The 19,563-nt window shown below is 72.4% G+C and carries 17 protein-coding genes; 13 read left to right on the top strand and 4 right to left on the bottom strand.

From position 1 onward, the window contains the following. The first annotated feature begins 56 nt into the window (after positions 1–56). The 5 genes from ACZ5T9_RS10270 to ACZ5T9_RS10250 all read left to right on the top strand — a co-directional run bounded on the left by ACZ5T9_RS10270 (position 57) and on the right by ACZ5T9_RS10250 (position 6,054). Positions 57–1,679, top strand: a complete 1,623-nt coding sequence (locus ACZ5T9_RS10270) for an ABC transporter substrate-binding protein (RefSeq protein WP_464832954.1) — start codon at positions 57–59, stop codon at positions 1,677–1,679. Between the two features lie 252 nt (positions 1,680–1,931). Continuing rightward, positions 1,932–2,951 carry an ABC transporter permease gene (locus tag ACZ5T9_RS10265; protein WP_464832952.1) on the top strand — a complete coding sequence of 340 codons (1,020 nt, stop codon included), beginning with the start codon at positions 1,932–1,934 and terminating at the stop codon, positions 2,949–2,951. A gap of 46 nt (positions 2,952–2,997) precedes the next feature. Next, positions 2,998–4,065 (top strand): ABC transporter permease, encoded by a 1,068-nt coding sequence (locus tag ACZ5T9_RS10260; protein ID WP_464832951.1) that lies wholly within the window; start codon positions 2,998–3,000, stop codon positions 4,063–4,065. Positions 4,066–4,167: 102 nt separating this feature from the next. Then, complete coding sequence (locus ACZ5T9_RS10255) at positions 4,168–5,139, top strand: gamma-glutamyl-gamma-aminobutyrate hydrolase family protein (protein WP_464832950.1); 972 nt, start codon at positions 4,168–4,170, stop codon at positions 5,137–5,139. Between the two features lie 21 nt (positions 5,140–5,160). Beyond that, positions 5,161–6,054, top strand: coding sequence for an aldo/keto reductase (locus tag ACZ5T9_RS10250; protein WP_464832948.1), 894 nt, complete (start codon positions 5,161–5,163; stop codon positions 6,052–6,054). 244 nt (positions 6,055–6,298) lie between these two features. On the opposite strand, the gene ACZ5T9_RS10245 is transcribed toward ACZ5T9_RS10250, so the two are convergent. Then, positions 6,299–8,224: a hypothetical protein gene (locus tag ACZ5T9_RS10245; protein ID WP_464832947.1), complete on the bottom strand. Its 1,926-nt coding sequence runs from the start codon at positions 8,222–8,224 to the stop codon at positions 6,299–6,301. A gap of 563 nt (positions 8,225–8,787) precedes the next feature. On the opposite strand from ACZ5T9_RS10245, the gene ACZ5T9_RS10240 reads away from it, so the two are divergent. From ACZ5T9_RS10240 to ACZ5T9_RS10220, 5 genes are all read left to right on the top strand, one after another. Next, positions 8,788–9,951, top strand: coding sequence for an amidohydrolase (locus ACZ5T9_RS10240; protein WP_464834438.1), 1,164 nt, complete (start codon positions 8,788–8,790; stop codon positions 9,949–9,951). A 118-nt stretch (positions 9,952–10,069) separates the two neighbouring features. Further along, entirely contained in the window at positions 10,070–10,192 is a 123-nt protein-coding gene (locus ACZ5T9_RS10235; RefSeq protein ID WP_464832946.1) for a hypothetical protein, read from the top strand. A gap of 492 nt (positions 10,193–10,684) precedes the next feature. After that, positions 10,685–10,948: a hypothetical protein gene (locus tag ACZ5T9_RS10230; protein WP_006904065.1), complete on the top strand. Its 264-nt coding sequence runs from the start codon at positions 10,685–10,687 to the stop codon at positions 10,946–10,948. A 222-nt stretch (positions 10,949–11,170) separates the two neighbouring features. Then, positions 11,171–13,210: a monovalent cation:proton antiporter family protein gene (locus ACZ5T9_RS10225; protein ID WP_464832945.1), complete on the top strand. Its 2,040-nt coding sequence runs from the start codon at positions 11,171–11,173 to the stop codon at positions 13,208–13,210. A gap of 61 nt (positions 13,211–13,271) precedes the next feature. After that, positions 13,272–13,526, top strand: a complete 255-nt coding sequence (locus ACZ5T9_RS10220; RefSeq protein ID WP_464832943.1) for a hypothetical protein — start codon at positions 13,272–13,274, stop codon at positions 13,524–13,526. Here ACZ5T9_RS10220 and ACZ5T9_RS10215 read toward each other — a convergent pair. Beyond that, entirely contained in the window at positions 13,519–13,866 is a 348-nt protein-coding gene (locus tag ACZ5T9_RS10215; RefSeq protein ID WP_464832942.1) for a hypothetical protein, read from the bottom strand. The two genes, ACZ5T9_RS10220 and ACZ5T9_RS10215, sit on opposite strands and share 8 nt — an antisense overlap. After that, a complete protein-coding gene (locus tag ACZ5T9_RS10210; protein ID WP_464834437.1) occupies positions 13,847–14,332 on the bottom strand; it encodes an NADH-quinone oxidoreductase subunit B in 486 nt (161 codons plus the stop codon). The genes ACZ5T9_RS10215 and ACZ5T9_RS10210 overlap by 20 nt, the downstream gene beginning before the upstream one ends. Positions 14,333–15,368: 1,036 nt before the next feature. Between ACZ5T9_RS10210 and ACZ5T9_RS10205 the strand changes: the two genes are divergently transcribed. Both ACZ5T9_RS10205 and ACZ5T9_RS10200 read left to right on the top strand, forming a co-directional pair. Then, positions 15,369–15,695, top strand: a complete 327-nt coding sequence (locus tag ACZ5T9_RS10205; RefSeq protein ID WP_040827211.1) for a YnfA family protein — start codon at positions 15,369–15,371, stop codon at positions 15,693–15,695. Between the two features lie 111 nt (positions 15,696–15,806). Beyond that, a complete protein-coding gene (locus tag ACZ5T9_RS10200; protein WP_156821746.1) occupies positions 15,807–16,073 on the top strand; it encodes an AbrB/MazE/SpoVT family DNA-binding domain-containing protein in 267 nt (88 codons plus the stop codon). Positions 16,074–16,322: 249 nt separating this feature from the next. Here ACZ5T9_RS10200 and ACZ5T9_RS10195 read toward each other — a convergent pair whose 3' ends face one another. Further along, positions 16,323–17,474 carry an LLM class flavin-dependent oxidoreductase gene (locus tag ACZ5T9_RS10195; RefSeq protein WP_464832941.1) on the bottom strand — a complete coding sequence of 384 codons (1,152 nt, stop codon included), beginning with the start codon at positions 17,472–17,474 and terminating at the stop codon, positions 16,323–16,325. A gap of 524 nt (positions 17,475–17,998) precedes the next feature. On the opposite strand from ACZ5T9_RS10195, the gene ACZ5T9_RS10190 reads away from it, so the two are divergent. Continuing rightward, entirely contained in the window at positions 17,999–19,303 is a 1,305-nt protein-coding gene (locus tag ACZ5T9_RS10190) for a serine hydroxymethyltransferase (protein WP_464832940.1), read from the top strand. Positions 19,304–19,563: the final 260 nt, after the last annotated feature.

Genomic DNA, 19,563 nt, shown 5'->3' with positions numbered 1-19,563 from the left:
GCAGGCCGGCGGGCCGGCGGGGCCGGCGGCCGGAGACACTGGTGCTGGGAGGCGGGATGGGGGGTGTGTTCCGGAGGGGGCCCAGGCGGCGGGCCGCTCCCCACCGCCTGGGCCGGCTGGTCCCGCTGGCGGTGGCCCTGGTCCTGCTCCTGGCCGCCGCGGGTTGCACCGGCGGCGGCCAGGAGCAGGCGGGCGGCGAGGCCGGTTCGTCCCAGGGGCAGGTGCTGAGCATCACCCTGGACGGGGCGAAGAACCGCGAGGCGGAGCTGCAGGTCGTCGCCCAGTACCTCAAGCAGGTGGGCATCGACGCCCAGGTGCGGGTGTGGGAGTACCAGACCCTGGTGGCCGAGGCCCAGAAGGGCACCCGGCAGGCCTACGCCACCGACTGGGGCAGCGCCACCTTCACCCCGGTGGACCTGGCGGTGCCCAAGCTGGAGACGGGCGGTCGCGGCAACTACTCCTTCTACTCCAACCCGGAGGTGGACGCCCTCTTCAAGGAGGCGGCGGCCGCCACCGACGAGGCGAAGGCGCTGGAGGCCTATAAGAAGGCGCAGGCCATCCTTTACGAAGACGCCCCCTGGATCTTCGGCTACTACCTGGACGCCATCGAGGCGGCCTCGGCCCGGGTGAAGAACTGGCAGCCCTCCATGGACAGCCGGATCAACCTGCACGACGTGGAGCTGGAGGGCGGCGACACCCTGGTGGTGGGGTTGCGGGCCGACCGGATCCTGTCCCTGGACCCCGCCGCCTACCGGGACCGGGACACGGAGACGGTGATCCGGAACATCTACGACGGCCTGGTGACCCGCACCCCCGACGGCCGGGTGGTGCCCGAGATCGCCGAGTCGTGGGAGCAGCCCGACCCGACCACGTACGTGTTCAAGCTCCGGCGGGGCATCAAGTTCCACAACGGCGAGGACCTGACGGCCGACGACGTGGTCTTCACCTTCGAGCGGATCCTGGCCGAGGACGGCCTGGACGGCCAGCCGTCGCCGCGCAAGGGGCTGTTGGAGCCGCTGGAGTCCATCGAGAAGGTCGACGATTACACGGTGCGGATGAAGCTGGCCAACCCGTCGGCGGCGTTCCTCCAGCTGCTGGTGCACACGCAGATCGTGCCCAAGGACTACGTTGAGGAAGTGGGCAGTGCCGGCCTGTCGCAGAAGCCCGTGGGGGCGGGGCCCTTCCGCTTCGTGGAGGGCAGCCTGGACGGGCAGATCGTCCTGGAGCGGTTCGACGACTACTACGGCGGCTCGCCGGACCTGCCGCCCGTGGGGCCGGCCAAGCTCCAGCGGGTGGTCTTCCGCATGATGCCCGAGCCGGCCACCCGCATCGCCGCCCTGCAGAACGGCGAGGTCCACATCATCCAGGAGGTGCCGCCGGACCTGGTGGCCCAGCTGGAGAAGGACCCCAGCGTGCAGGTCAAGGTGACCCAGGGCACGCGGCTTTACATGATCGAGCTGAACAACAAGGTGTTCACCGATCCCCGGGTGCGGCAGGCGCTGAACTACGCCATCGACTGGGACACGATCCTCAAGGAGCTCTACAAGGGCCACGCCCACCGGGTGGCCACGGCCCTGCTGCCCAGCGGCTTCGGCTACGACGAGAGCCTCCAGCCCTACCCCTACGATCCCGAGAAGGCGAAGCAGCTGCTGCGGGAGGCGGGGTACAACGTCGATTGACGGGCGGGGGGCCGGCGCCGGGCCGCGGCCTGTCCTGCGGCACGTGCGCGGGCCCGGGGCGCGTGGGGAAGAACCGGCGAGCCCGGGCGGTGCAGGGGCAGGCACGGGAAGGGCCCGGGGGCGGCGCAGGACGGGGTCCCGGCCGGCGGTTGCCGTTGCCAGGATGGGGGCGGCTGGCGGGCGACGGCCGGCGGGCTTGGTGGCCCGGGAGCGCGGTGGCCGCAGGCCGTGACGGGACGGGGAGGTGACCGGATGCGCGGCGGGTGGGTGTTGCGCAGGGTGCTGATGGCCCTGCCGCTGGCGGTGGGGATCGTGCTGGTGAGCTTCGTCCTCCTGCGGATAATGCCCGGCGATCCCGTGGACATCATGCTGCGGGGCGGGGGCACCTCCAGCGAGGCGGAGGCCCGGGCCCTGGCCCGCCAGCTGGGCCTGGACCAGCCCCTGCCCGTCCAGCTGGCCCGGTTCGTGGGCGATCTGGCCCGGGGCGACCTGGGCGAGTCCATCCGCAGCCGCGAGCCCGTGGGCCAGGTGCTGCTGGCCACCTTGCCGGCCACGGTGGAACTGGCCCTGGCCGCGCTGGCCTTCGCCGTGGCGGCGGGGGTGGCGCTGGGGGTCCTGGCCGCCACCCGCCGCGGCTCCTGGCTCGACCGGGCGGTCATGGCCACCGCCTCCCTGGGGATCTCCATGCCGGCCTTCTGGCTCGGCATCGTGCTGATCCTGCTGCTGGCCGTGGGGACGGGATGGCTGCCCACCTCGGGCCGCATCGCCTCCCAGTATGCCGGCACGGTGCCCTGGCACACCGGCTTCCTGCTGGTGGACACCCTGCTGGCCAAGAACCTGGCGGCCTTCCGCTCGGCGCTGGCCCACCTGGTGCTGCCGGCGGTCACCCTGGGGGCCGAGCTGGCGGCGGTGGTGGCCCGGGTCACCCGCTCCAGCATGCTGGAGGTGATGGGGGCCGAGTTCGTCCGCACGGCCCGGGCCAAGGGCCTCCCCGAAGGGCGGGTGGTCCTGCGCCACGCCCTGCGCAACGCCCTGATCCCCACCGCCAGCGTGGTCGGCCTGCAGGCCGGCGTGCTGCTGGGCGGCAACATGATCGTGGAGACGGTGTTCGGCTGGCCGGGTCTGGGCCGCCTGGTGGTCGAGGCGATCTTCGCCCGGGACTACCCGGTGGTCCAGGGGGCGGTGATGGTCTACGCCCTGACCTTCCTGGTGATGAACCTCCTGGTCGACCTGGCCTACACCTGGCTGGACCCGCGGATCCGGGAGGCCTAGGCGCTCCGGGCGGGGCCGGCGGCCTGCGTGCAAAGGAGGGGAGCGGATGCACGGTGCGTGGAAAAGGCGGCCCGCACTGCGGTGGGTCGAACCGGCGGCGGCCCGGGAGCCCGAGGCCGTTCCCGGTCGCGCTGCGCCCGGGTCGCCCGCCCGGCCGGGCCTCGGGCCCGGGCTCGATCCCGGGGCCGGCCCGGGGACGGGGCGAGGGGCAGGGGAGGGGGCGCCGGGCCTCGACGCTGGTGCCGCAGCCGCTCCCCTGCCCGGCACCGCGGACCCCTGGCGACGGGCATTGCGCCACCCGCAGGTGGCCGCGGGCCTGGCGGTGGTGGCCCTGTTCGTCCTGGTGGCGGTGGCCGCCCCGTGGCTGGCGCCCTACGACCCCGACGACTTCACCTTGAGCGCCCGCCTGGCCCCGCCGGCCTTCCTGCCGGGAGGCCACCCCGAGCACCTCCTGGGCACCGACCGGGTGGGGCGCGACCTTCTCACCCGGCTGCTCTACGGTGCCCGGGTGTCCTTGCTGGTCGGTGCCACGGCGGTCACCGTGGCGGGGGTGGCGGGGTCGGTGCTGGGGGCCGTGGCGGGCTACGCGGGAGGCCTGGTGGACCAGGTGCTCTCCCGGGCGGCCGACCTCTTGATGGCCTTCCCGTACCTGCTCTTCACCATCCTGATGATGGGCATCCTGGGACCGGGCATCGGCAACCTGATCCTGGCCCTGACCTTCAAGGCCTGGGTGGAGTTCTACCGCGTGGCCCGGGGCCAGGTCCTGGCGGAGAAGGCGAAACCCTACGTGGAGGCGGCCCGGGCCATCGGCCGCAGCCACGCCGGCATCCTGGCGCGGGAGATCCTGCCCAACATCCTGCACGCCCTGCTGGTGGTGGCCACCCTGCGGGCCGGGCACATGATCCTGATGGAGGCGTCCCTGAGCTTCCTGGGCATCGGGGTGCCGCCCGACGTACCGGCCTGGGGGTCCATGGTGGCCGAGGGCCGGGACTACCTGAGCACCGCCTGGTGGGTGTCGACCCTGCCGGGGCTGGCGGTGCTGGTGCTGGTGCTGGCGATCAACACCCTGGGCGACGGGCTCAGGGAGCTCTTGGACCCGCGGCTGCGGGTGTAAGGCCGGGCTGTGAGGCCGGGCGGCCCATCCGCAGGGTGGCGCCGTCCGGCCGTCCCGTCCGCAGGGTGAGGCGGACCGGTCATCCTGGGAGATGATGCAGCCATGGCGAGGCCCGTCATCGGCATCGCGGCCTCGGTGGACTTCATGGCCCCCGCCCGTTCCGGCGGGGGCATGCTGCCTTCGGGACCTGGCGCAGGGGGGCACGGTCCCTGCGGGACCGGGGAGCCGCCCCCGCGGCTGGTGGCCGTCCTGCCCATGACGTACGTGGAGGCCGTGGCCGCCGCGGGCGGCCTCCCGGTGATCCTGCCGGTGGCGCGGCCGGGCGAGGCGGTGGACCCCTGGCTGGAGTCCATCGACGCCCTGGTGGTGCCCGGGAACTATCCGTACCTTCCTGCCGGGCTGCGGGCGCTGCCGGGGCTGCGCGAGCAGGCCCCCTACCGCTATGATTCCGATGTGGTCTGGCTCCGGGGTGCCCTGGGGCGGGCCATGCCCGTGCTGGCCATCTGCCGCGGCATGCAGACGCTCAACGAGCTCCTGGGCGGGACCCTGACGCGCCGGGTCCACCCGCCGGGGTCCCACCTGCAGGTGGAACCGGGCGCCGGGCGAGGCCACGGCCTTTGGGTCGAACCCGGCTCCCGGCTGGCCGCCTGCCTGGGGGGCCGCACCCGGGTGCACGTCAACAGCTTCCACGTGGCGGCGGTGCGCCAGCCCGGCCGGGGGCTGCGGGTCAGCGGCCGGGCCCAGGACGGGGTGGTGGAGGCCGTGGAGGGCGAAGGGGAGGCCTTCATCTTAGGCGTCCAGTTCCACCCCGAGCTGCTGTGGCGGGACGAACCGGCCCTGGCGGGGATCTTCACCGGGCTCGTCGAGGCGGCCTGGGTCTACCGGCAAGGCCGCGCCGGCCGGACGGTCACCCCGGCGGCCGTCACCGCAGCAGCGGCGGGCGAGGGGGCCGGTGCGGGCGCGGATGCGGGCGCGGGCGGTTCCGCGCCGCCTGGGGCGGCCCCGGCGGGGGCCGCGGCGAAGGTCGAGCCGGGGCCCGCGGCCGTCCAGGGCTGTGATCCTTTGATGCGGTGACCAAGGAAAGGGAGCGGATTCGTGACCCCTGCAACGCCCGTCATCACGCTGAACAACGGCGTCACCATGCCGCTCTTGGGGCTCGGCGTCTACCTCACGCCACCTGACCAGGCGGCTGCCGCAGTCGCGGCGGCCGTCGCCTGCGGCTACCGGCTGATCGATACCGCGGCCGCCTACAACAACGAGCGGCAGGTCGGCGAGGGGATCCGCCGCAGCGGAATCGACCGGTCCGCCATCTTCCTCACCACCAAGCTGTGGATCGCCGACTACGGCTACGACTCGGCCCTGCGGGCCATTGAAGCCAGCCTGCGCAGGCTGGGGGTGGACTACGTCGACCTGTACCTCTTGCACTGGCCGGTGCCCATGCGGTTCGATGACACGGTCGCCGCTTACCGCGCGGCCATCCGCCTGCTGGAGGAGGGGCGGGTGCGGGCCATCGGGGTGAGCAACTTCGGCCCCCGGCACCTGGAGGAGCTGATCGCCCGCACGGGCGTGGTCCCGGCGGTGAACCAGGTGGAGCTGCATCCCTTCTTCACCCAGGTGGAACTGCGCCGGTTTCACGACCGGCTGGGCATCGTCACCCAGGCGTGGTCGCCCATCGGCGGCGTCCTGCGGCGAAGGGGTGAGGGCGGCGGGGGCGACGTGCTGGATCATCCCGTGGTCGCCGGCCTGGCCCGCAAGTACGGCAAGACCCCCGCCCAGGTGGTGCTGCGTTGGCACCTGGAACACGGCATTGCGGTGATCCCGAAGTCGGTGCGGCCGGAGCGCATCCGGGAGAACATCGACATCTTCGACTTCCGGCTGGCGCCGGAAGAGGTGGCGGCCATCGACGCCCTGGACCGGGGCGTCCGGGCGGGGCGCGACCCGGAGACGGCGGACGCGGCCGACTTCAGCATCCGGGTCGAGGACGACTGAAAGGACGGAAACAGGACGGAAGGACCGCCGGCGGGGCCGGACCGTCCGCGCCAGGGCGCCCGGCGCCGGGACGCTCCGCGCCGGCCCAAGGTCACGCTGGACTCGCTGGATCTGCTTACCAGCGGAGCAGTTGGCGGCTCACGAGCCGGGGGCCGGAGCACAGGCCGGAGCCGGCTTACGGGCCGGCGGCGCGTGCTCGGGAGCCGGGGGCGACAGGCCGCTCAGGAAGCGGCCGGCGAGCCGCTCAGGAAGCGGCCGGCGGGCCGCTCCCCCGGCGCAGGCGGGACAGGGCCGCCAGCACCGCCGGAGCGGCGGTGCCGGCCATCACGGCCGCCAGCGCCGCGGGCCAGGTCAGGCCGGCGTGGGCCAGCAGGTCGTCGCCCGCCCAGCCGGGAGAACCCGTCACGCCGGCTGTATCGCCGGCAGCACCTGCGCTCCCCGGCGCGATGCCGCCGCTCGCTGCACCACCCACCTTCCCGTAGCCACCACTCGCCTTCCCGTAGCCTGAGGGAAGACCGCCGGCGGCGGGCGGCGAAGGTTCGACCCACCAGGCACCCGGCCAGTGGCCGGGGAAACTGGTGCCGGGCGGCAGCCCGGCCTCCTGGGTCGGGCTGCCTGCCGCAACGCCCGGCGGGGAGGGGAGCCGGCCGGCATCCGGAGCGGGGGTCCGGCCGGGATCCGGAGCGGCCGGGGCTTCGGCGGCCGGCCGGCTTCCAGGAAGCCATGCGGCGGCAGCGTAGCCCGTGGTGGCAAGCCACAGGCTGCCCAGGCCGAACTCCAAAAGGAAGGCAACCACCCCGGCCGCCAGGGTGGTGCGGGCGCCCGCTGCCAGGATCGCCGCCCAGCCCAGCTTGTCGACCAGTGCGCCCGTCAGGGCCAGGCCGGTACCGGCGGCCAGCCACAGGCCCAGTTCGGGAACGCTCAGCCCGCCCAGGGAGCCGCCGGCCACGCCGGCGCCGCCCCAGAGGACGGCGGCCGCCGCAGCCGCCCGGGCCAGGGCGCGGCCGAGGGCCGGCACGGGCACCGGGGCGGGCCGCGGCACGGCCTGAGCTTCCGCTGGCCGGCGGCCGGTCAGCAGCAGGGGCACCGCCCGCCAGGCCACCGCCGCCATGATCAGAAGCCCTAGATACCCCACCAGCGGGTAGACCCGCGTCACCAGGTTGGCGAACCCCACGAAGCTGGCGGCAAAAGCCACTGCCCCGAGCACCACCACCACCGTGCCGTAGCCGGCCTTCTGGGGGGAGCGCAGCCGGGCCGCCACGCCGTAGAGGGAGGTCACGGCGGTGGTGTACACCTCGAGCCACAGGATCGCTGCGTAGACCAACCCCAGCACCGGACCGAAGCCGCGGGCCAGCACCAGCATGGGCACCTCGAACCGGGCGGTGGCGGGCAAGCCGGCCCACACGGCCAGGTGCAGGGCCAGGGCGGCCAGCCCCAGGCCGGCGCCACCCAAAAGCCCGCCGGCATTGAGGGTGGCGGGCCGCTGCACCTCCGCGCCCAGGGGTGCCAGTACCGGCAGGGCCAGCACCAGGTTGAAGCTGGTGTAGAGCAGCGCGGCCAGGGGCCAGAAGGGCGCCGCGCCGGCCACGCCGGTGCCGCCCGGCGGGGTGGCGGGCCAGCCCTCGCGCCAGAGCACCCCGGCGCTGACGCCCAGGGCGCCCACCACCAGGACCGGCGCCACCAGGGAGGTGACGGCCGTCACCCCGCGCAGCCGGAAGAGCACGGTGACCGTGGCGGCAGTGGCCATCACCAGCCCGCCCAGCCAGCCCGGCCAGCCCAGCTGCTCCCGGAAGATGGCGCTGGAACCGGCGATCATCACGGCCGTGCCTGCGAAAAGGAATCCCGTGATCACCCAGTCGGCCAGGGTGCCCAGCCACCGCCCGCCCACGGCCCGGACCAGTTCCCGGTGGGATTCGGCGCCCGTCGCCGCCCCCAGCCGCATCACGGCCACGCCGAAGGCCGCCAGCAGGGCCGTCACGCCCAGCAGGCCCAGGGTGCCCCAGCCGTCGAACGCGGTAAAGAAGCGCAGGATCTCCTGGCCCGAGGCAAACCCGGCGCCCACCACGGTGCCGATGTAGGTCGCCGCCACCCGCCAGGGGCCCAGGGCCGCAGCCGGCCGCGTTCGTCCGGACGAACCGGCTTCGCCCCGCTGCTGGACCTTCCCCACCATGGACCCGCCCCCCAACCTGCACTGTCCCACCAGGATGATCGCCCGCCGGCGGTGAAATCAGAGCTCCGAGACCGTGATGGCACGGGCGCACGGGCCGGAGGCGGCATGGGTCACCGCACGGGAAGGGTGCCCGTCCGGGCCCGGCAGCCCACGAGCCAAGCACGGCCAAGCGTTTGACGGGCCCGGCACTGCAACCCGGGGCGGCCCATTCGGGTACCACCACGGCGCCCGCATGGTCCCCGGCGGCTTGGCGCCAGCTGCGCCATATCCCCGGCTGGACCGGGGCCAGCCGTTCAGAGGGTGGGGAGTGCGGCCTGCCACGGCCGCCGGCGCCATGCCTCGAGGATGCCGCCAGGCGGTGGGCCGTACCGCCACGCCGTGGGCCGGGCCGCAACGCCGTGGGCCGGGCCGCCTCGTTGCGGGCTGCGCCGGGGCCGGGCCGGCACGCCTCACCGGCGGGGCGCGGTCCCACAGGCCGTGCCGCTCACCCCGTCCAAGGAGGGAGTACCGTGGCGGAGTTGCCCGCCCCGTGGGGCCCGCGCCTTAAAGCCCTGTTCGGCACTATGGTGGCCTGGCGGCGCCATCTCCATCAGCATCCCGAGCTGTCCTTCCAGGAGGTGGAGACGCCGCGCTTCATCGCCGAACGGCTGAAGGAGGCGGGCATCCCCGCCCGCACCGGCGTCGGCGGGCGGGGGGTGGTGGGGGTGGTCGAGGGCGCCCGGCCGGGCCCGGCGGTGGCCTTGCGGGCCGACTTCGATGCCCTGCCCATCCAGGACGAGAAGGACGTGCCCTACCGCTCCCAGGTGCCTGGGGTCATGCATGCCTGCGGTCACGACGCCCATACGGCGACTTTGCTGGCGGTGGGACGGGTCTTGATGGAAGAGCGCCACCGCCTCCGGGGCCGCGTGGTGTTGATCCACCAGTTCGCCGAGGAGGTGGCGCCGGGCGGCGCCAAGCCCATGATCGACGACGGGTGCCTGGACGGGGTTGACGTGATCTTCGGCACCCACCTCTGGACCCCGCTGCCCGTGGGGCGGGTCGGCTACTGCCCCGGCTACGCCATGGCGGCCGCCGACCGGTTCGAGATCGAGATCCTGGGGCAGGGCTGCCACGCCGCCGCCCCCCACCAGGGGGTCGACCCCATCCTGGTGGCGGCCCAGGTGGTCACCCAGCTGCAGCAGGTGGTGGGGCGGATGGTCGACCCCCTGGAGCCGGCGGTGGTGTCGGTGGGGACGCTGCACGCCGGCACGGCCTTCAACGTGATCCCCGAGACGGCCACCCTGACCGGCACCGTCCGGACCCTGAGCCCGGCGGTGCGGGACCGGATGGAGGTCCTCCTGGAGCGGCTGGTGCGGGGAACCTGCGAGGCCCACGGGGCCGGTTACCGGTTCCGCTACGAGCGGGGCTACCCGGCCCTGTTCAACCACGAGGACATGACGGCCTTCGCCGCCGAGGCCATCGGGCGCTACGCCGGCGCGGAGGCGGTGGAGCGGGTGGCGCCGGTGATGGGCGGCGAGGACTTCGCCTACTACCTGCAGAAGGTGCCGGGCTGCTTCTTCTTCACCGGGGCGGGCAACCCGGAGGTGGGGGCGTCGTACCCCCACCATCACCCGCGCTTTGACATCGACGAGCGGGCCATGCTGGTGGCGGGCCGGGCGCTCTTGGCGGTGACGCTGCGGTACCTTCTGGGGGATGAGGAGCTGGAGCGGGGGATGGCCACCGGCTAGCCCGCGGGGCCTGGGAGCACCGTAGCCTCGCGCTGCAGCGGGCCGGAACGGAGTCGTGATTGCCCGCTCCGCAAGCGGCATTGACCCACGGCGGGATCACCGAAGGACATGTTCCCTGTTGAACAGGGATCGCATGGTCCTGTCCATCGTCTTCGGAGCCTTCGGCCTTTTCCGCCGTCAGGTGGTGGTGGAGCTGGGGGCTTTTCTTACCACACCGTCGCCGAGGACATGGAGATGGTGATGCGCCTCACCGCCACTTCCTGTTCCTCCTGGGGCGCCCGGCGCACAGGCAAGCTTCGTCCCCGGTCCGGGACGAGTTCGTCCGGCTTAGACCGGCGGAGATGCGGGCCAAGGCGGGCTTACGAGCCGACGATCGGTTTTCGGTTGCATTGGCGCAGACGGGAGAGTTGATCTTTCGGCCGTTGCCGCGGGACTGCACCGCGGGCGTGTGCACGTCACCGGATGGGCCGCAACATCACGCGGGGAAAGGTGCACGGGGCCCCGGTCCGGGGCGCCGACCGTCGCCGTTGGAAGAACGGGCAGCAAGAGCCTCCGTGGGACCGGTGTCCGCGTTCGGCGAGGGCTGCGCTACAATTGGGGCCGGAGGCGGTACCGAGCTGGGGACACGGGGTCACAGGTCGCGATTGCCATAAACTGGCTGATGCGTTACCCTAGGCGTAGGCCTTTTCGCCCGGTTCCTCTCTTTTCCTGTTCACCGTAGGGGGTGATGGCGGTGACAGAGGTCGCGGCCACCCGGGATCCCGGGCCGCCGTCGGAGTCCTGGCTCATCCTGCAGAGGCTCGAGGACCTGAGTGCCCAGGTCAAAGACCTCCGGCAGGACATGAAGGATCTTCGCCAGGACACGCGGCAGGAGCTCGATAAGATGTCCCGCAGCCTGGAGATCTACCGCCGTGACAACCGCGTTGTTCTTCTGGCCATCCTGGGCACGTGGGTGACGCTCTTCGGCACCATCGTGGGGCTGTTTTTTCGCGTGTGAGGTTTCCATCCGCGTGGCCAGCCCCCGCAGGTGATCTTGCGCCGGTCACGTCGCGGTCTCTCCTTCACTTTTTCCCCACCAGCACCTACTGAAACTTTAGGCAGTCACGGCCGGGTCAACGGGGCGGGGGCGGTGGGACGGGCCAACGAGCCGAGCCGGTCCCCGGGCCGGCGATCCGGGCTGGTGAAGGGAACGCGTAAGGACGAGTGGAACACATAAAGAATGGAACAAGCCCACGATTTCACATCTCTGCTGATCATCACGCTGCTGGCTTTCGCCGTGCCCCTGGTGGCGGGCCGGATCCGGCTGGTCCGCGTGCCCGCGGTGGTGGCGGAGATCCTGGCCGGCATCGTCATCGGGCGCAGCGGCCTGCAATGGGTGCAGCCCGAGCCGTGGCTCGATTTTTTGAGCACCCTCGGGTTTGCTTACCTCATGTTCCTTTCGGGGCTCGAGATCGACTTCAGCCAGCTCAGCCGCGTCCGGCCGGTGACAGGCGGGCGTCGCGGGCGGGGGTGGCGGGACGGTGGTGTGCCTGGAGCCGTGCCGCCGGGGGCCGCTGGTCTCGGAAGCGGGCCGGTGCCCCGCCCATCGGCAGCCGGTGAGCCGGCGGCCGGCGAGGGCGAGTGCGACGCCCGAAAGGGCGGTGGCGCCCATGGCCGGGCGGTCGGCCGCGTCCCCCTGGTGCTGGGTCTTGTCACCTTCGCCCTCACGGTGCTCCTGGCGCTGGGCGTCAGCTTTGTCCTGTTCCGGCTGGGGTTCGTCCGCAACCCGTACCTGATGGCGCTGGTGCTGTCGACCACCTCCGTCGGTATCGTGGTCCCGGTGCTCAAGGAGTACGGGCTGACGGGCACGGACTACGGCCAGACCATCCTGGTGAGCGCCGTGATCGCCGACTTCGCCACCATGCTGCTGATCACGGCCATGGTGGTGCTGATGACGGGCAGCGCGGCGGCCGACCTGCTCCTGATCCTGGTCCTGTTCGCCGCCGTGTTCCTGTTCTACCGCCTGGGTGCGGCCGTGGTCCACTGGCGCCTGTTGGAGGAGCTGCCCCAGGCCACGGCCCAGATGGGGGTGCGCGGCGCCTTCGCTCTGATCCTGGTCTTCATCGCCCTGTCCGAGGCGCTAGGCGTCGAGGTCATCCTGGGGGCCTTCCTGGCCGGCGTCATCATCTCGTTGCTGACCGGCTCGCAGGGTTCGTCCTTGCATGCCAAGCTGGACGCCATCGGCTACGGGTTCCTGGTGCCCATTTTCTTCATCAACGTGGGCGCCCAATTCGACCTGAGGGCCGTCACGGGTTCGGACCGGGCCCTCTGGCTGGTGCCCTTGCTGCTGGCCGGCGCCTACCTGGTCAAGATGGTGCCGGCCCTGGCCTTCCGCTGGCGCTATTCCTGGCGCCAGGCCCTGGCGGCAGGGACGCTGCTCAGCGCCCGCCTCAGCCTCATCATCGCGGCGGCCAGCATCGGGGTGCGGCTGGGCGTCATCGAGGAGGCGGTGAGCAACGCCGTCGTGCTGGTGGCCATCGTGACGGCCACGTTCTCGCCGCTGCTCTTCGAGCGGCTGACCGGCCGCGCGGAGGCACCGCCGCCCGCGCGCCTCGTGGTCCTGGTCGGCGGCGGGGAGCGGGCGCTGGTGCTGGCGGACCGGCTGCGGTCCTACGGGCGGCGGGTGCACCTGGTGGACACGCCGGGGTGGCGGCAGCGGGCGCTCGACCGCGGTTACGGTTATACGCCCGTACCGGGCTGGGACGGTGAGGTCATCGCCGGTGTGGAGCGGGTGGTGGAAGAGTTGGGACCGGAGCGGATCCGTACGCTGGCCGCCCTCAGCCGCGAGCCGGAGCTCAACGTCGCCTTGGCCGCTCGGGCATGCCAGCGGGGCGTCGGTCGGGCCGTGGCCTTCATCCAGGGCTCGCCCGAGCTGGCGCGGCGGGCCCGGGAGCTCGGGGTGGAGGTGGTCTCGCCCGCGCTGGCCGAGGTGGCCATGCTGGAGATGCTGCTGGAGCATCCCAGTACCTGGCGACTTCTGGCGGGGGAGGACCGCGACTACGCGCTGGAGGAACTGGAGGTGCGCAACCCGCGGCTGCACGGGCGCCCGTTGCGCCGGGTGCGCCTACCCGGCGACTGCCTGGTCCTGAACGTGATGCGGGGCGAGGAGCGGCTGATTCCCCACGGAGACACGCGGCTGCGCCTGGGTGACCAGTTGACGGTGATCGGCAGCCACGCCGACGTGGCGGAGGCGCGGTTGCTCCTCTCGGGCGAGGACTGATGGAGGCCTGCGGCCCTCGCGGCGGTCCAGCGAGACATGCCGGTGACGGGGGCGGGCCACGATGGCGTCGATGAAGGTACCGGCCATGGATACCAGCGCCTGCCGGGCGGGCTGGTTGATCGTGCCCTCGGCCCCGTGGCAGCAGGCGGATGCCGAAACCTTGAAAGGGGCACCGTTGACCACGGCGGCCTTCGAGGCCGCGCTGGGGAGGCCGGGCGCCATCATCGTCGTGGTGGGCCGGATCCTGTTCGCTTACTCGACCATCCTGGGCTGGGTTCCTCCGCCAGGGGCCCTGCGGGCGACCGGAGTCATTTGAGTTGCTCTTTCGGTCCAGGCCCGCCCTCCTGCAGGAACAGCGCGTGGGGGCAGAGGGCAGCCTCCATGACGCCCACCGGAGCCGGTTCCACCCGGTCGAACTGGCAGACCCATTCCCGGTTGTAGTAGCAGGCCCGCGTGCGGCAGAGGGGGCGGTAGGGGCCGGCGGCCCCGGCCAGGCCGGGAGCAGCTTCCCCGGCGGCCGGCGGGAGCCGCCGCCGGAACAGCTCCACGTACCGCTGCCAGGGATGAACCCAGCCCACCGGCCCTTCGGGTATGGACTCCTCAAAAGGCTGGCCGGTCCGGGACCGCTGTGGGGAATCAGATTCCGGCCGGGACATGGACCTTCCGCACCTTGTCCTGGAGCTTCAAGATGGCGTGGACCAGGGCCTCCGGCCGCGGCGGGCAGCCGGCCACGTAGACGTCCACCGGAATGATCTTGTCCACGCCGTCGACCACGTTGTAGCCCTGGTAGTACGGCCCCCCGTTGGTGGCGCAGGCGCCCATGGAGATGACGAACTTGGGCTCGGCCATCTGGTCGTAGAGGGTCTTGACCACCGGCGCCATCTTCTCCGTGACGGTGCCGGAGACGATCATCAGGTCCGCCTGGCGGGGCGAGGCGCGGAAGACCGAGCCGATCCGGTCCAGGTCGGTGCGGGTGGCGCCGGCGGCCATCATCTCGATGGCGCAGCAGGCCAGTCCGAAGAGCAGATACCACAGGGAATTGGCCCGCCCCCAGTTGACCAGCTCCTGCAGGCGGGCGGTGACGATGCCGGGCAGCCACTGCCACACCCCGGGGATGCGCATGGAGGGGTGGGCGTCCAGGCGGCGGACCACGTCGGGCTCCAGCTCGTCCTCCTGGGAGAAGCGGGGCCCTTCGCCGGCGGGGGCTCCCGTCACCTCGGGCTCGGGGCTCTGGGCGGTGATGGCCCGCGCCCGCGCCTGGCGCTCGCGGGCTTCCTCCGTCGCCGCGGGCTGGGCGCCCTGGCCGCTGACGGGCGTGGGGTAGGGCTTGGCCTGGGCGCGGCGCACGGCGGCCCGGAGGTCGCCGGCGCTGCGGTCCCCTTCGCTCGCTTGGGAACTGGCACTGGGGCCGGTGGCCCGTGCACCCGTGCCAGAGCCGGCGCCGCCGGCGAGGGTAGAACCGCTGCCGCGCGCCCGGGTGCCGTGGTCGACGGTGGAACGAGTCGTGGGTTCCTGGATGCCGCGACCGGCTGGGGAACTGGCTGTGGTCGCCCCGGATCCGCCCTTGGCGCCGGTGCCCGCTGCGGTCCCAGGGCCGGGACCCGTCGCTGTGGGGCCTGCACGGTAGCGGTCCCCGCCGTCTCTCGCATTCCTGGCAGCCTCCGAAGTACGGTCGCCGTCTTGGGGCATCGGATCACCCCGCAGTCCAACAGAGTGGTGACGAATACGGCTCCGCGTACGGCTCCGCGCCTGTCCCGTAGCGGCGCTGCGTCCGGTGCCCGCGACTGCGGCTGCGGCCGCGGGGCGGGTGGGGTGCCCAGCAGTCCCCGTCCCAGGCCTGTCCCAGGCTTTTTACGGGCCCAGGCGCGGGGAGCAGACGGGACCTGCCCTCGCTTCCGAAGTATGATCAGAATGGGACAAGGCGTTGCGCGAACGAGGTGCTGAACGGGTCGAATCGGACGAACCGGCTGCACCGCCACGACGCAGCCCGCCGGGTGCGGTAGAGCCCGTCCGATGTGTCGCGGCCCGGAATCTCGCGGCCCTGGTGGTCGCAGCCGGGAGTGGCCCGGAGACGTGAAGCACCCGTGGAAACCACCGAGAGCTCACGGGAACCACAACGGGAGAATGCCTTATCGGGAGGGAGCGTAGGGTGACGGCACTGGTCAGCCTGGCCCTCTTCGTCCTGGCGGGCCTGGCCGAGATCGGCGGCGGATGGCTGGTGTGGCAGTCCCTGCGGGAGGGCAAGGGGGTCGGGTGGCTGGTCGTCGGGGCGGCGATCCTCTTTCTGTACGGCGTCATCCCCACCCTGCAGCCGATCCCGCACTTCGGGCGGGTGTACGCCGCCTACGGCGCCTTCTTCATCGTGCTGAGCCTGGCCTGGGGCCGCTGGGTGGACGGATGGATGCCCGACCGCTGGGATCTGGTCGGGGCTGCCGTCGCCGTGGCCGGGGCCGTGCTCATGATCTGGGGGCCGCGGGACACCTAAACCGAGTGGTTCAACAGGGAGAGGATGACTTTGATCTTGCGGAGAGAGAAGCGGAGAGAGAATGGGTTTGATCTTGCGGAGGTGCCGCTGATGCGTAAGGAGGGACCGATCGTGGCCGTTGCCAGGATGACGGAAAAAGGCCAAGTTACCATTCCCGGCGAGATTCGTGAGCGGCTCGGAATCCGTGAAGGGGATGCGGTTTTGTTTGAACAGGTGGGTCAGACGGTGACGATGATCCCGATCAAGCGCCGCAATCCGCTGGAATTGATCGGCATCCTGCCGTCCACCCGGCCCTATCCGGGGACGGATGCCATCCGGCGCGAGGTTCGGGCACAGCTCGTCTCCGCGACCGGCCTCGACGAGGCCCCGCATGAGTGAGAAGGTTTCCGTCGACGCCAACGTCGTCCTGCGGCTTTCTTCCACCCCGCGCGACCGCCGGACCGGTCGCCCGCTGCCGTTGGACGGAGGTGGCCCGCCGCTTCGGCCGGACGGCCCGTGCCGAGAAGCAGTAGGAGGCCCTGACGGCCGGCACTCCGGTGGACCGGCTCTGCGATCCGCCGGATCCGGGCCGTCTTCCTCCTGCGGCAACCCGCGTCCTGGTGGAACACCCGGCGCCCGCCCGTTGGGTCACCGCCCCGTGGCAGGAGGCGTCCCCACCGCCGTGCTCGTTGCCGCAGCATCCTTCTGGCCGTCGCGGCCCCGGCCGCCACCGCTGTTGCCCCCGTCACCGCTGCCCCTACGGTCCTCCCGATCCTTCCCCAGCGCTTTCCGCACCGCCGGCGCCACTTTGGTGCCCAAAAGCTCGATGGCCCGCAGGACCTTCTTGTGCGGCAGGGTGCCCACCGTCAGCTGTAACAGGAACCGGTCGTGGCCGAACAGCTCGTGCTGGTAGAGGATCTTCTCGATGACCTCCTCCGGGTTGCCGACGAAGTCGGCGCCGTGCAGCGACCGGGACCACTCGAACTGCTCCCGGGTCAGCGGCCCCCAGCCCCGCTCGCGGCCGAGGCGATCCATGACCTCCTTGAAGGCGGGAAAGGCGGTGTCCGCCGCCTCCTTGGAGGTGTCCGCGATGAACCCGTGGGAGTTGATGCTCAGCCGCGGCACGGGATGCCCCGCCTCCCGCGCCGCCTGGCGGAAGATCTCCACCAGCGGCCGGAACCGCGCCGGGATGCCCCCGATGATCCCCAGCGCCATGGGGAGACCCATCCGCCCCGCCCGCACGGCCGACTCGGGGGTGCCGCCCACGGCGATCCACACCGGGATGGGGTTCTGGATGGGCCGCGGGTAGACGCCCCGGTCCCGGATGGGCGGCCGGAACTTCCCCGACCAGGTCACCCGCTCCGACTCCCGCAGTTTGAGCAAGAGGTCCAGCTTCTCCTCGAACAGCGCGTCGTAGTCGCGGAGGTCGTAGCCGAAGAGCGGGAAGGACTCGATGAAGGAGCCGCGCCCCACCATGATCTCCGCCCGCCCCCCGGAGATCAGGTCCAGGGTGGCGAACTGCTGGAACACGCGCACCGGGTCGTCGGAGCTGAGGACGTTGACGGCGCTGGTGAGGCGGATGCGCCGGGTGCGGGCCGCGGCGGCCGCCAGGACGACGGCCGGCGCCGAGACCACGTAGTCGGGGCGGTGGTGCTCGCCGACGCCGAAGACGTCGAGGCCTACCTGGTCGGCCAACTCGATCTCCTCAAGGAGGCGCCGGATGCGCTCGGCCGGGCTGATCAGCTGCCCGGTCTCGGGGTCGGTGTTGCGATCGCCGAAGCTGTAGATGCCGATCTCCAAGGGTGGCCCTCCTCGCCGGGGCTCTGGGTCCAGTGTGTCCCGGCGCTATGGTCTTCTGAACATCAAGTTACTTTAAAAACGTAAGTCAGGCAACGCTCACCTGCCGGCGGGGCGGCCAGGTCCCGCCGCCGGTGCTTGAGACCCGCCGTCGCTGCTTGCGGCGCGGTGTCGCTGCTTGAGACCGCCGCTGCTGCTTGCGGCGGGCCGTGGCTGCTTAGAGCGCGGGGTCGTGCGCCACGCCGCGGTCCAGCGGTGCCGTGGTGCCGCCGGGTGCCAGGGCACGCAGCCCGCCAGAAGCCGAGCCACCGTCAGGTCCCGGACGAACCGGCCGGCAGCGTCCCAGCAGCTCGCCTTGCCGGCCTACAGCTCCAGTTCCAGTGCCCCGGCCCCTGCGCCCGGCCTGCCCGCACCGCTGCGCCGGTTCCTCCGGTGTCGTATCCTGCAGGTGACGGCCGCCGGCCTGCGAACACTTGGTAAGGCAGGGCCGGGCGCTGCCCGGCTACGGCCGAGAGGAGGAGTGCAGGGTGAACAGCCCCCTGGCCGCCACGGACCCCGAAATCCTGCGCTGGATCCGGGAAGAACACCGCCGCCAGCGCGAGACCCTGGAGCTCATCGCCTCCGAGAACTTCACCAGCGGCGCCGTGCTGGAGGCCATGGGCTCCGCCCTGACCAACAAGTACGCCGAGGGATACCCGGGCCGCCGCTACTACGGCGGCTGCCAGTTCGTCGACCAGGTGGAGGAACTGGCCCGCCAGCGGGCCTGTGCCCTCTTCGGTGCCGAGCATGCCAACGTGCAGCCCCATTCCGGCGCCCAGGCCAACATGGCCGTCTACTTCGCCACTCTCCAGCCAGGCGACACGATCCTGGGGATGAACCTGGCCCATGGCGGCCACCTGACCCACGGCAGCCCGGTGAACTTCTCCGGGCAGCTCTACAAGGTGGTCGCCTACGGCGTCGACCCCGAGACCGAGCAAATCGACTACGACCAGGTGGCCCGGCTGGCCCGGGAGCACCGCCCCAAGCTGATCGTGGTGGGGGCGTCGGCCTACCCCCGGATCATCGACTTCGCCCGCTTCCGCGCCATCGCCGGCGAGGTGGGGGCGAAAGTCATGGTCGACATGGCCCACATCGCGGGCCTGGTGGCGGGCGGCCAGCATCCCAACCCGGTGCCCCATGCGGAGTTCGTCACCTCCACCACCCACAAGACCCTGCGCGGGCCGCGGGGCGGGTTCGTCCTCTGCCGGTCCTCCGAGGCCAGGGCGCTGGACAAGGCGGTGTTCCCCGGCATGCAGGGCGGGCCCCTGATGCACGTGATCGCGGCCAAGGCCGTGTGCTTTCACGAGGCGGCCCAGCCCGCCTTCCGGGAGTACGCCCGGCAGGTGGTGGCCAACGCCCGGGCCCTGGCCGAAACCCTGGCGGCGGAGGGGCTGCGCCTGGTCAGCGGCGGCACCGACAACCACCTCATGCTGGTCGACCTGCGGCCCCTGGGGGTGACGGGCCGCGAGGCCGAGCAGGTGCTGGAGCAGGTGGGCATCACGGTCAACAAGAACGCCATCCCCTTCGACCCCCAGCCGCCCATGGTGACCAGCGGCATCCGCCTGGGCACCCCGGCCCTGACGACCCGCGGCATGAGGGAAGCGGAGATGCGGGAGATCGGCCGGCTGATCGCCGCGGCCCTGCGTCACCGGGACGAACGGGCGGAGCTGGAGCGCATCGCGGGGCGGGTCAAAGAACTCTCCGCCGCTTTTCCCCACCCCTCGGGCGCCACGGCGGTCGAACCGGCCGCAGCGGGCGCCGGCGCGGCCGCCGGGGGGACCGCGGGGGCTTGACGCACCAGGGGGGCCAGGGGCAGCTGGCCGGCGGGTCCGTGGGGCGGCTGGCGGGCGGGCCTGGGGGGCGAAGAGCGCGCGGCGGGCGCAGGCGGTGCGCCGGCGCCGCCCTCGCCTGGTGGGCCGGGCGGCCGGGCCGCCCTCCCCAGGCGAGCCCGGCGGACGGGGCCGCATAAGGGGCGGCCGAGGCTTCACGGCCACGGCCTCCGCCCCGGGGCCGGAGGCGGATGCGGGGCCGGAGGCGGATGACAGGGTCCCGG

Source organism: Thermaerobacter nagasakiensis (genome assembly GCF_055396825.1).
The sequence above is the reverse complement of the archived record's forward strand: the minus strand, read 5'-3'. Positions and strand labels throughout refer to the sequence as shown.